8 protein-coding genes and 2 pseudogenes are annotated in these 12,389 nt (G+C 45.1%); 6 read left to right on the top strand and 4 right to left on the bottom strand.

Annotated elements, in window-relative coordinates:
- Positions 1–190 precede the first annotated feature (190 nt).
- Complete coding sequence (gene clcA / locus B853_RS24495; protein WP_010452523.1) at positions 191–1,597, bottom strand: H(+)/Cl(-) exchange transporter ClcA; 1,407 nt, start codon at positions 1,595–1,597, stop codon at positions 191–193.
- Positions 1,598–2,392: 795 nt separating this feature from the next.
- Here clcA and B853_RS24490 point away from each other — a divergent pair.
- Positions 2,393–2,953: a hypothetical protein gene (locus B853_RS24490; RefSeq protein WP_038882951.1), complete on the top strand. Its 561-nt coding sequence runs from the start codon at positions 2,393–2,395 to the stop codon at positions 2,951–2,953.
- Here B853_RS24490 and B853_RS24485 read toward each other — a convergent pair.
- Positions 2,950–3,369, bottom strand: a complete 420-nt coding sequence (locus B853_RS24485; RefSeq protein WP_038882952.1) for a hypothetical protein — start codon at positions 3,367–3,369, stop codon at positions 2,950–2,952. The two genes, B853_RS24490 and B853_RS24485, sit on opposite strands and share 4 nt — an antisense overlap.
- 96 nt (positions 3,370–3,465) lie before the next feature.
- Here B853_RS24485 and B853_RS24480 point away from each other — a divergent pair, with 96 nt between their 5' ends.
- The gene (locus B853_RS24480; RefSeq protein WP_038882953.1) at positions 3,466–4,374 is read left to right on the top strand and encodes an aldo/keto reductase; all 909 of its coding nucleotides are present in this window, start codon (positions 3,466–3,468) and stop codon (positions 4,372–4,374) included.
- A gap of 47 nt (positions 4,375–4,421) precedes the next feature.
- Here the strand turns inward: B853_RS24480 and B853_RS24475 are convergent, their stop codons facing one another.
- Positions 4,422–4,595, bottom strand: coding sequence for a hypothetical protein (locus B853_RS24475; RefSeq protein ID WP_010452514.1), 174 nt, complete (start codon positions 4,593–4,595; stop codon positions 4,422–4,424).
- A gap of 256 nt (positions 4,596–4,851) precedes the next feature.
- On the opposite strand from B853_RS24475, the gene B853_RS24470 reads away from it, so the two are divergent.
- A complete protein-coding gene (locus B853_RS24470) occupies positions 4,852–5,706 on the top strand; it encodes a DUF6279 family lipoprotein (RefSeq protein ID WP_038882954.1) in 855 nt (284 codons plus the stop codon).
- 165 nt (positions 5,707–5,871) lie between these two features.
- Positions 5,872–7,101 carry a peptidase T gene (gene pepT, locus B853_RS24465; RefSeq protein WP_038882955.1) on the top strand — a complete coding sequence of 410 codons (1,230 nt, stop codon included), beginning with the start codon at positions 5,872–5,874 and terminating at the stop codon, positions 7,099–7,101.
- A 107-nt stretch (positions 7,102–7,208) separates the two neighbouring features.
- Here pepT and B853_RS24460 read toward each other — a convergent pair whose 3' ends face one another.
- Complete coding sequence (locus tag B853_RS24460) at positions 7,209–7,667, bottom strand: dCMP deaminase family protein (protein WP_010452507.1); 459 nt, start codon at positions 7,665–7,667, stop codon at positions 7,209–7,211.
- A 340-nt stretch (positions 7,668–8,007) separates the two neighbouring features.
- On the opposite strand from B853_RS24460, the pseudogene vmeY reads away from it, so the two are divergent.
- Both vmeY and vmeZ read left to right on the top strand, forming a co-directional pair.
- Positions 8,008–9,137, top strand: a pseudogene (gene vmeY, locus B853_RS24455) (multidrug efflux RND transporter periplasmic adaptor subunit VmeY).
- An 8-nt stretch (positions 9,138–9,145) separates the two neighbouring features.
- Positions 9,146–12,297, top strand: a pseudogene (gene vmeZ / locus B853_RS24450) (multidrug efflux RND transporter permease subunit VmeZ).
- Positions 12,298–12,389: the final 92 nt, after the last annotated feature.

The raw sequence follows: 12,389 nt of genomic DNA, 5'->3' as shown, positions 1-12,389 counted from the left end.
ACTACTCTAATTTGACGCGCGAATACTAACAAGTTTAACGTCTTCTTACCTTTAATTATGATAAGTAAAGTTCAGAGATTGGGAGTTTTGTGAGTTTGGTAGGGGATTTATGTAGAGAGTTGCAAAAAAGTAGAATTTCCGGCTCCAAACTTATCTTCGTGGTGAAAGATAAGTTGGAGCCGATGTTAACTTAAGCTTGGTTTTCAGGTAGGTCTTGTTGACGTAGTTTGTCATTTTTAAGCGTACGATGTAGCAGCTGGCTGTAAATCGGTTGCCCACCAAGTAACTGCGCCACAATTACCGCGCCTAAGCTGGTAATAATGAGTGGTAGGATCAAGTAGTAGTTATTGGTCATTTCGATAACTAGCAAGATACCCGTAATCGGTGCGCGTACCGTTGCCGCGAACAATGCCCCCATGCCTGCAATCGCGAAGACGCCAGGTTCGATGGTCAACGATGGTAGCAGCATGTCAGCACTGGCTCCGAATGCATAACCAAACAATGTGCCCAAAGCTAGCATTGGAGCGAAGATACCGCCTGGCGCACCAGAGCCGAAACAAAGCAGGGTGGTAATAACACGGCCAACAAACAGCATCACTAAAATTGATACAGAGTAATTGCCGTTAGTAATGTCCGGGATAAGACCGATGCCACCACCTGTTAGCTGAGGCACATACAGAAGAAGCAAACCAAACACGCCACCCAAAATCGTACCTGTGATTAAGTAACGTTTACGGTCGTTCTTGTGCAAAGCGACAAAGCTGTCTTGGGCGATAGTGATCAGTTTATTGAACAGTACACCAAATACACCAAACAAAGAGCCCAACAGAAGAAACAACCACAGTGACTGCAATTCTGGAGACTGGTATTGCGGCATGGTGATAACGGCTTCTTGACCATTGATCGCGCGGAATACAATGTTTGCCATAATAGCCGAGATGATCACTGCACGGATTGAAATCAAAGAGTAGCGAAATTGGGGACGCATCTCCTCAACCACAAACATGATACCTGCTAACGGCGCATTAAATGCAGCGGCCAAGCCTCCGGCAGCACCAGATGCCAATAGAGAGTGTCGAGTATCATCGTCCTTAACGCGGAAAATGTCGGTAACCATTCGACCAACGGCACCGCCCATTTGTACTGTCGGCCCCTCACGACCTAAAACCATACCCGAGCCTAGTGCTCCCATACCGCCAAAAAACTTTACGGGTATTACTCGCCACCAGCGAACCGGACGAATATTGTCCATTGCCCCTTCGATTTCTGGAATGCCTGAACCTGATGCTTCTGGAGCGAAACGGTGTACAAGGTAGTAACCGATGAAAGCTAATGCGCCACTGATCAAGATTGCGGCTAACCAAAGTGGAAGCACACTACCGATTTCGCTTTTAAGCCACTCAGTACGAGTTTCAGATACAAAGTGAACAGCAATTTCAAAGTAAGTACCGACGAGACCAGCTAAAGTACCAACGATGGCTGCCATGAAGAGAACGGAAAATGAAGTGGGTGTGGACCCTCGAGAGACAAACTGGTTAATCGCATCTTTCGGTACGTGCGCTAACACAGATTTCACAATTCTCTCGCGTTTGGTCATTAACAGATTCTCCTGATAGCATGATTTGGAAGGACGAAAGAAATTATACGCTCACGAGAGTCTAGACCTAATCAGTAAAGATGCAATTTAGCTTTCCACTATTGAGCAGTTCCAGTAACACCTATTCAAATATTGGTAAATATTGTGCTATCGATCCCATATATTTCGATATTTATTTATTTGGAAACTTGTTTTCTGAGAAAAATGAACCATGCTTTAAGTGTAAAGCAACATGACTGCTTCAAAGGAGGGATGTGAGGTTTTACACACAATTTGGATGGATTCAAACCCTACAGAAATTCCTCGTATTATGGTCGGGAAGCATCAGTAGAATTCCCAACTCGCATACTCACGATTGAGTCACGAGGCAGAGGCGCACGCACAAGTGCGCCTTTTTAATGTCCGCTCACAATAGCGGTAACAATGCAGTACGTTATGTTGAATAATGCAGAGCTCGTGATATTCTTACTTTTGTAATGGTTCTTACGTAATGGATTACGAGTTTAAGACTTACTAGGGTCTGCTGATTTTAGCCGAACCCTTTGGGCAGCGTTTGTTGGTCATTTCTACTGCGTTATCGACTTCTCATGTAGGCTCGCTACACAGCAAAGTCTCTTCCTTGTATAAATACCCAACAATTCGCTGCAAAAGTCAGCTCGAAAGGTCAACAGGCCCTAAACGATTCGTGCGGACTAGATGGTCCGCTTTTTTTGTATTAAAAACTCGACCTCTTTTCTTGCATCTTGAGCGATGCGCATTAACTATGGGGTTTTTAAGTTATCATTAAGGCCGTTAATGCCACGTATTCCTCTTTTAATACTTCTCTCTTTTGGCCTATTCGCCAAGATCGTACATGGTCAAGATTTATGGTGGCAAACCATCCTATCTGAAGCTCCAATTTCTCAAGTTAAGCAAGTTATAGAGGATGGCGGTATTTGGTATGACTGTGAAGTGCATCAGCAAGGCGTGGTGTTCTGTTTGGATGATTTTCACTATTACCATCAACCTCTCTATGGTGAGGCGATTTTAACAGGAGAAGAAATTCGCTTTTCCTTTTTGACAGACTATCAGGCACAGAATTTAAATGAATTGATTCTCAATTTGAGAAAAGATGGGCTGGTACTAACACGAGTTGAGATTCAAGGTGAGCGATATGATGTCAAAGAGCGTTTGAAGGACAATTTATCTCGTACGGTAGACAAAGAGCTTATTCTCTTTATCAACCGTTATTCGCAGAAAGCGCCACGCAGCATGAGTTGGGTTTTAGCTGACGAGTTTGATGCGCCAAAGCCAAGATTAACAGTTACATTGAACAGCGATGGCGAGATGATTGAGCTAAAGGTTATTCGTTTCTAAACCGAAGAAACTGCAGTTTTGTTTTCGTGGTGTAGAGCGAGAAACGTTGCCATCGCAGATTCATCCAAAAAACCATCTGACTTTTTATGTGCGCGCAGATACTGATAACCCGCAACCAATTTACGGTGTTGCGCTTCTTCTACCTCAGAAATCATTCCGTTCATCACATGTTGGTAGGCCAGTTTGTAAGCCTCCATATCTACGACTTCTGCTTGGCGGTATAAGTAACCACAGCCAGTCGCTAGCCACTCTAGTGAACAGTTTGCGCGCATCGCGATTTGGTTAGCTTTGGTTAAGCTGGGTTCGCTTCCTTTAAGGTACTTTCGGATTAAAGCTTCGGATACCTCGACGCGTCGAGCGAAACCGCTGACACTTTCTTCACCAATCAGGGTGGCTAGTCGTTGGGCAAAAGACATATTTCGTACTCCAGTTCGAATTGCGAAAGTTTACCCGTTGAGTGAACGGTTAAACAAGTCTAGGATGAAATCAGATTAAGAAAAGGAGAGAAACCCATGGTTGCAAAAGTAGTGACTGCACCAAACGGTCCAGAGTTTTCTGAGCTGGTTCAAGGATATTGGCGTGCAGTAGATTGGGGTATGACGGCGCAAGAACGTTTGTCATTCCTAAAGCAACACATTGAGTTAGGTATTACGACGGTCGATCACGCTGACATCTACGGTAACTATGAATGTGAAGCGCTGTTTGGTGAAGCATTAGCACTGGACAAAAGCGTCCGTGAGCAAATTCAGATCGTGACCAAATGCGACATCAACTTGTGTGGCGATAAAACGCCAGAGCGTAAGATAAACCATTACGACACCAGTGCAGCGCATATCTACCAATCAGTAAATAACTCGCTTGAGCGTTTGAATGTTGATGAAATTGATGTGCTCTTGATTCACCGCCCTGACGTCCTGATGGATGCAGACGAAGTCGCAGAAGCATTTTCAGAGTTACATAAAGTCGGTAAGGTGAAACACTTTGGTGTATCTAACTTCACACCTCGTCAATTTGAACTTTTGCAATCGCGCTTGGGCAAACCACTTGTTACTAATCAAGTGGAAATCAATCCTCTGAACTTCGAAGTTGCGCATGACGGTACACTAGACCTGATGCAAACTTTACGTGTGCGCCCTATGGCTTGGTCATGCTTAGGTGGTGGTTCAATTTTTACGGGGGACACAGAGCAAGCCGTTCGTGTTCGTAATGAGTTAGAAACCATTCGTGAAGAAGTCGGTGCGAATAGTATTGATGAAGTGATTTACGCGTGGGTACGCCGATTACCCTCGAAGCCTATGCCTATTATCGGTTCTGGTAAGATCGAACGAGTTCACTCGGCAGTCAATGCGCTCAATATCGAATTGACGCGTGAACAGTGGTACCGCGTTTGGGTCGCTTCAAAAGGACATGGTGTGCCATAGGCTTCCCACTATCAAAAGCAGCGTTACGCTGGCTTTTTGATATACACTTACTCATCCGGGCGGATAGAATATAAGTCGCTATTGTGCTTCCCGCAATCCAAATAGTATTCATGCGCAGCTTTTTTGTTGTCCGCTACCACTCTCATACTATGTATCTTTCCTTGTTCGAAGTAACGAATCTCATACTCAACACTGGTGTCCAGTTGCTCAGCAGCAGCCATGGTACTCCTCCATAAACTAACCTAATGTATTTTAAGCAATATATATGCCAAGTAAGTGCGTCATTTTCTGAAGCATTTCACTTAATTTTTGTATTTATATCTGATGATTATCGTACAACTGTGAACGAAACGTTAATTTTAAACTCTATACTTATATGTTGCGGCAAACAAATTTGCCGCTTTGCCGATTAATTGCCACTTAATCGTCAGTATAGAAGTTAAATTGGTAAAGAGAGAACATGGATGGTTTATAAGTATGCTAAGTACTAACAAAACACAGCTCAGGGTTATATTCGTTATTACTATCTGCACTTTGTTATTTGGATGCGCAAAAACCTTGTTTTATAAAAATATTGATTGGTTCGTAATCGACTACATTGATGATTATGTATCGCTAGACAGAGAGCAAGAGGCAATACTCGAGGATAGGATTAACCGCTTGGCTGCGTGGCACAAAAGTGAAGAATTACCCCGTTATATAGCGCACCTTAAAGAGTTAGAGTCTTGGAATAAGGACACTCTGTCTATTGATAAGCTCAAAACTAATAGAGATGCTTTGAAAGAACATTACTCAAGAGTCGTAAACAAAGCGGCCCCAGACTTGTTTTCCCTCAGCTTATTGCTGACAGAAGACCAGCAACAGGAGTTTCTTAAAAATGTTAAGAAAAAATACGATGAAAAAGACGAAAAATACGCAGATAAAACGGAACAAGAAATCCGGAATATAATTTATGAATCAGCATTGGGTGCGCTAGAAAACTGGATTGGAACCACGACGAATAAACAGAAACAAATAGCGAAAGTATTAGCCCAAAATGTTGAGCTTAACACCACGGATTGGAGAACATACCGAGCATCAATTTATACTGAGTTAGAGTTATTATTTCAAAGCCAACAAGATAGTTCTACTTATCAAAGAATGTTCATGAATCTTTTGTTTCAGCCAGAAAGCTATTACGGCGTAGAGATGAATAAGAAAATTGAGCGAAATATAGACAAGACTGATGATTTTGCTCTAGCTATCGCTCAGTCTATGACAGGCAAGCAATGGAAGCATTTCCAAAACGAAATCAGAGAGTGGAGAGAGCTAGCAGAAGAGTTAATGCAATAGCGGTCTAGGTTTGTCTTAAGATGCTATTCAATGAAAAACTGATTCAAAGCAATTTCTTATTGTGGCAGGGGCGTAACATGGCTCATCTAACTATATTGGATAGGACTCTCGCACAACCTAATGTGTGCAGTGCAGTGTTCTTTTCCTAAAACGATGAGAATAATTATGAAGCATTTAGTTGATAGATTTCTTCGCTACGTCACGTTTGATACTCAATCTAATCCCCATGAAACAGCTTGCCCAAGTAGCAGCGGGCAACTGGTGTTTGCGCAGCAACTTAAAAAAGAAATGGTTGAGCTTGGCTTAAGCAATGTGACGCTCAGTGACAACGGTTACCTAATGGCAACGCTCCCTTCTAACGTCGATTACGAAGTGCCGGCTATCGGTTTTATTGCGCACATGGATACCGCTCCAGATGCTTCTGGTAAAAACGTGAACCCTCAATTTATCGAAGATTACCAAGGTGGTGATATCGCGCTTGGCTTGGGTGATGAAGTGCTTTCTCCAGTACAGTACCCGGATTTGCACGAGCTTCATGGTCACAACCTAATAACAACAGATGGCACGACACTGCTTGGCGCGGACAACAAAGCTGGCATTGCTGAGATCCTGTCTGCAGTTGCTGTGTTGATTGAGAACCCAGAAATTCCTCATGGCGATATCTGTATCGGTTTCACGCCTGACGAGGAAATCGGTCGTGGTGCAGACTTGTTTGATGTTGAGAAATTCGGTGCTAAATGGGCTTACACCATCGATGGTGGTCCTCAAGGTGAGTTAGAATACGAAAACTTCAATGCAACCAGTGCGGATGTTGTTTTTCATGGCGTAAGCGTGCACCCAGGCACTGCGAAAGGCAAATTGGTTAACGCGATGAACTTGGCGGCTAAATTCCAAGTACAAATGCCAGAAGATCAAACGCCAGAAACCACAGAAGGCTACGAAGGTTTCTTCCACCTAAAATCTGGTGAACTTGGTGTGGCTCGCAGTGAGCTAGGCTACATCATTCGTGACTTTGACCGCGAAGGTCTTGAAAATCGTAAAGCCTTCATGCAGAAGTTAGTCGATGATATGAATGCCGAGCTGAAGCACGGTTCAGTTGAACTGAAGCTAACCGACAGCTACTACAACATGCGTGAAATGGTTGAGCCATACCCACATATCATCGACTTGGCGAAACAAGCGATGGAAGAATGTGATGTAGAGCCTCTGATTAAACCAATCCGTGGTGGTACTGATGGTGCTCGTTTGTCGTTTATGGGCCTACCTTGTCCGAACATCTTTACTGGCGGTTACAATTTCCACGGTATTCATGAGTTTATCTCTGTCGAAATGATGGAGAAATCGGTGCAAGTGATCGTTAAAATAGCGGAACTCACAGCGAAGAAGCACGGCTAGTTCTGAGTTAGATGAACAAAAGCCCAGACGTTATGTCTGGGCTTATTTATTTGGTTTGGCGGAATCTAGCAAACCTGACTAAGAAATTTATCAACTCCAAAAACGGATTAACGAACGCTTTTTTCTTCGATTTCATTGATAGGCAGCCAGTTCACTTCTACACCTGCTTGGTTGAACATGTCTTGGCTCACTTGAATCTTGTCGCCCCAGCGAGATAAGAAATCTTCCGATTGCTCAGGGCAGCTTACGCGAGAAATACCAGTTTGAATGATCTTTGCGGCACAGTTTGGACAAGGGAAGTGCGTTACCCAAATCTCACAACCATCCAAATCACGTTTTGAGAATAAAATCGCATTTTCTTCCGCATGGAGTGTTTTCAGATATTTTAATTCTCTCTCATCTGTATCCACACTGTCAGAAACACCATGTGGATAGCCATTAAAGCCAACAGATACAATGCGGTTCTGCTTCGTAATTACCGCGCCAACTTGCGTAGATGGATCTTTACTCCAAGATGCCACTAACTCAGCCATTTGGTAAAAACGTTTCTCCCATTTAGAAATCATGCTTGTCCTCTTAGGTAGCAGGCGTTGAATTACTCGCATAATAACTCATTCATTTAAAAAAAGTAGTCAAAACGCCAATACAACAACTTGCTGCGTAAAGGCCAACTGAAAATGGCAGTAAATTAACCACATAATCTTCGTTTTGCAGTTGTTGCTGAAAAACAACGGGTCTTTACATGGTTGTAATATTTGTGGGCCTATTATCACTCTGATTGCGAGTCGTTTCATACCCTTACACTTTGCAACACTTTAGATTTTTCTTCTTAAAGTTTTCGGACAAAGTCACCTGTAAGGTTAGGGTATTTTCAAATGAATCCTGTTCTATAAAGACGGTATATACATGCAAAAGAAACCACTCGTCGCACTAATGGCGGCAACAGCTATCCTCGCGGGATGCGGAGAAGCAACCAACGCCCAGAAGGGGGGGGACAAGCTCCTCTTGTTGTGACTCAAGATGTCGCAATTATCGACTACCAACCGAGCAAGTCTTACATCGGTCGCATTGAAGCAGTAGAAGATACGAATATCACGGCACAAGTTTCCGGCTATCTTGAAGCGCGCCATTTTGATGAAGGTCAGATGGTTGAAAAAGGACAGTTGTTGTACTCCATCGAGCCTTCTTCTTTCGAAGCGCAAGTGGCGAGTGCAAAAGCAGCGCTAGCGCAGGCAAAAGCGGCGCTTAAGAAAGCAGAGCTCGACCATCAACGTGGTAAAAACTTGTTGCCACGTGGCAGTATTTCCCAATCTGAGTTCGATGCGTTGACGGCGACGTTACTTGGCGCGCGAGCTGAGCTTGAAGCGGCAAACGCTCAGCTTAAGCTTGCGGAAGTAAACCTTTCTTACACTCAAATTCGTGCCCCATTTAGTGGCCGAATCAGTGATAGTAAAGTGAGTACAGGTGATCTGCTTTCACCGTCTTCTGGCATTCTGACTACATTAGTGAGCCTAGACCCAGTGCATACCTCATTCAGCGTGAGTGAGCGTGAACGCTTAAATCTTGGTATGGATGGTATCAAGGGTGACGGAAGTGCAGAGTCGAGTGGTGTTGAGGTTCAACTTGAACTGGAAAACGGCGAGTACTTCGAACATCTAGGTCAATTGGACTTTTTAGGTAACCGAATTAATACGCAAACCGGTACGATCGCGATGCGCGCATTGGTACCAAACCCAGATCAAAAGCTGCTTCCCGGTCAGCACATTAAAGTAAACCTTCGTGACAAGGACGCGAAAGACGTGATTGTCATTCCTCGTCGCGCAGTGCAAACGGATCTTGAAGGTGACTTCGCCATGGTGATGACGGAAGGCAACGTAGCAGAACGTCGTAACGTAGAGCTTGGATCACAAGTCGAGCAGGGCATCATCATCAAAGAAGGTTTAAATAAGGGCGACACAGTGATTACCCAAGGTCTGCAACGTGTGCGTAACGGTGTAGAAGTACGTATTCAATCACCTGCTGAAAACAAACAGTAGGAGGCGGTATGTTAAGTCGTTTCTTTATTCAAAGACCCAAATTCGCGCTGGTTATTTCGATCATATTGACGTTGGCAGGTGCCATCTCATTAGCGATCTTGCCTGTTGCTGAATACCCTAAAATCAGTCCACCATCGGTGAGCGTGACCGCATTCTATACGGGTGCAAGTGCTGAGGTTGTGGAGCAGGCGATAGCGACCCAATAGAAACCTCAGTGAACGGCGTTGAAAACATGATTTACATGTCTTCAAAGAGCGCGAATGATGGTTCTTACAGCCTAAACGTAACCTTCGATGTGGGTACTGACCCAGATATGGCGCAGGTTAACGTGCAAAACCGTGTATCACAGATTGAGTCTAAACTGCCTCAAGAAGTGCGCATGGTCGGTGTAACGGTGAAAAAGCGTTCTCCTGACTTGTTGATGGTTTTGAACTTCTACTCACCTGATGGTAAGTACGATGACAAGTTCCTTATCAACTACATCAACCTGAACGTAAAAGACCAGCTGGCGCGTGTTAAAGGTATCAGTGAAGTAAACGTAATCGGCGGTGGTGAATACGCAATGCGTGTTTGGTTAGATCCTGAAAAAATGGCTAACCTGAATCTCACAACAACCGATGTTTATGCGGCACTGGCTGAGCAGAACGTGCAGGTGGCAGCTGGTCGTATCGGTGCTGCGCCATACAATAATCCTCAAGAAGTTCAGTTTAACTTGGTGACCAAAGGTCGTCTTGAGAGCGTGAGCGAGTTTGAGGATGTGGTACTTCGTGCAAATCCAGATGGCTCTACGGTATACCTAAAAGACGTCGCTCGTGTTGAGCTTGGCAAGAAGTTCTATGACGGTAACGGTAAGTTCCGTGGTCAAGATGCGTCTATCGTTGCTCTGTCACTTCAATCGGATGCAAACGCATTGGAAAGCGGTCAAGCGGTCATGGACTTGCTTGAGCGCCTAAGCACTAACTTCCCTGAAGGCATGGCTTACGAGACCAGTTACGATACCACTGTGTTCGTTGCTGAGTCGATCAAGGGCGTAGTGAAGACGTTGATTGAAGCGATCTTATTGGTAATCGCAGTAACTTACCTGTTCCTAGGTAGTGCGCGCGCAACCTTGATTCCTGTTGTTGCAATTCCGGTATCGCTTATCGGTACATTCGCCATCATGCAGGCAACAGGCTTTACTATAAACACAGTAACTCTGTTTGGTTTGATCCTTGCTATCGGTATCGTGGTAGATGACGCGATTCTGGTTATCGAAAACGTCGATACCACCATGGCGAAAGACCCAACCATTTCACCACGCAAAGCCACTTTGCTGGCGATGAAAGAAGTAACGGGTCCAATCATTACCTCGACCTTGGTTCTATTGGCGGTATTCCTACCAGTAGCCATGCTTCCGGGGATTACCGGCATCATGTACCGTCAGTTCGCATTGACGATCTGTATCTCGGTAGTTATCTCGTCTATTAACGCATTAACGCTGTCTCCAGCACTATGTTCGTTGGTGTTGAAGCAGGGTGGTGGTAACACGGCAAACTGGTTCCAAGCGTTCAACCGCGGTCTAGAGCGCGTAACAGCGCGCTACGGTCAGATCGCTGGCTTCTTGGTCAAGAAGTCTATGTTGCTGATTGCTTTCTTCGTCGTCGCGGTTGCCGCAGTAACTTTCTTCGCGAAAACAACGTCTACGGCGTTTGTACCTCAAGAAGATAAAGGCATTTTGTTGGTGAACGTGCAACTTCCGGACTCTGCGTCTCTTTCCCGTACTGAGGAAGTGACTAATGAACTGATGAAGATGGTTGAGCAAGAACCGGGTGTTGATGGTGTGACGGTTGCGAATGGTTACTCATTCATGACGGGTGCCGCAGCATCAAACGGTGCGTCTCTGTTTATCAAACTGCATGATTGGGATACGCGTAACTCCCTTGACGGTGAACATGCTGCTAACGCAATTGCAAACCGCATCAACGGTCGTGCTGCGATGGAACTGCCGCAAGCGATAGTATTTGCGATGGGACCTCCTGCCGTTCCGGGTATGGGCGCAGCCTCAGGCTTTGAATTTGTACTTGAGGACACGTTAGGTCGTAGCCGTACTGATTTGTCGATGGTAATGGGTGAAATGATTCAGGCGGCTAACCAAGCGCCAGAAATCGCATATACCTTCAGTACCTTCCGTGCAAATGTACCGCATTACTATGTCGATATTGACCGTGAGAAAGCGCAACAATTAGGTATTCCACTGTCGTCAATCTTCCAAACATTGCAAGGTAACCTTGGTTCGCTATACGTGAACGACTTCACCATGTTTGGTAAGAACTTCCGTGTGACCATGCAAGCAGACAGCGAACACCGCAGCAGTATGGAAGATCTTGAGCGTTTCCACGTGCGTTCTTCAAGTGGCGATATGGTACCACTGAGTACATTAGTGAGCTACGAACAGGTGTTTGAGCCAGATGTTGCATGGCGTTATAACATGTACCGCAGTGCCATTATTCAAGGTCAGCCTGCACCGGGTTATTCAAGTGGTGACGCGATTGCAGCAATGGAACGTGTCGCGGCTGAAGTTCTGCCACAAGGTTACACTTACGAGTGGACGGGTATGGCTTACCAAGAAGTATTGGCAGGTAACCAAGCGATTTACGCGTTCGCATTGGCATTGATCTTTATCTACTTGTTCATGGTGGCGCAGTATGAGAGTTGGAGTATTCCTTTGGCGATCATTCTGGTGGTGCCAGTGGCGACGTTAGGTTCCTTCCTCGCATTGAACTTAACCGGAACGCCGCTTAACTTGTACGCTCAGATCGGTCTCGTCCTGCTCATAGCGCTCGCGGCGAAGAACGCAATCCTAATTGTGGAATTCGCCAAGCAAGAGCGTGAAGAGAAAGATGTGGATATCGACAGCGCCGCGGTACAAGGTGGTAAGCTTCGTTTCCGTGCGGTGAACATGACATCATGGTCGTTCATCTTGGGTATCTTCCCATTGATCTTCGCAGCCGGTGCGGGTCACGTAAGTCAGAACTCGTTAGGTATTTCCCTAATTGGCGGTCTGTTGTGTGTGCTTCTGGCGGGTACTTTCCTGATCCCAGGCTTCTACGCGCTGGTACAGAGAAAACGCGAGAAAATCCACGGTGGCAACACTAAGCTCGTCCCTTTAGATGATGAATAAGAACTGAGTTATCTCAGATAGAAAAAAGCCCGAAGCATTTGAGTGCTTCGGGCTTTTTGTTTTGCTTAAGATTACTTCAATATTGGAAAGGC

The organism is Vibrio rotiferianus CAIM 577 = LMG 21460, from assembly GCF_002741985.1.
GTDB classification, from domain to species: domain Bacteria; phylum Pseudomonadota; class Gammaproteobacteria; order Enterobacterales; family Vibrionaceae; genus Vibrio; species Vibrio rotiferianus.
The sequence above is the reverse complement of the archived record's forward strand: the minus strand, read 5'-3'. Positions and strand labels throughout refer to the sequence as shown.

Coding starts and splice junctions, on each gene's coding strand:
- B853_RS24485 (WP_038882952.1), bottom strand. CDS start 3,369: ATGTCTTTTGCCCAACGACTAGCCACCCTGATTGGTGAAGAAAGTGTC.
- B853_RS24470 (WP_038882954.1), top strand. CDS start 4,852: ATGCTAAGTACTAACAAAACACAGCTCAGGGTTATATTCGTTATTACT.
- clcA (WP_010452523.1), bottom strand. CDS start 1,597: ATGACCAAACGCGAGAGAATTGTGAAATCTGTGTTAGCGCACGTACCG.
- B853_RS24475 (WP_010452514.1), bottom strand. CDS start 4,595: ATGGCTGCTGCTGAGCAACTGGACACCAGTGTTGAGTATGAGATTCGT.
- B853_RS24460 (WP_010452507.1), bottom strand. CDS start 7,667: ATGATTTCTAAATGGGAGAAACGTTTTTACCAAATGGCTGAGTTAGTG.
- B853_RS24490 (WP_038882951.1), top strand. CDS start 2,393: ATGCCACGTATTCCTCTTTTAATACTTCTCTCTTTTGGCCTATTCGCC.
- pepT (WP_038882955.1), top strand. CDS start 5,872: ATGAAGCATTTAGTTGATAGATTTCTTCGCTACGTCACGTTTGATACT.
- B853_RS24480 (WP_038882953.1), top strand. CDS start 3,466: ATGGTTGCAAAAGTAGTGACTGCACCAAACGGTCCAGAGTTTTCTGAG.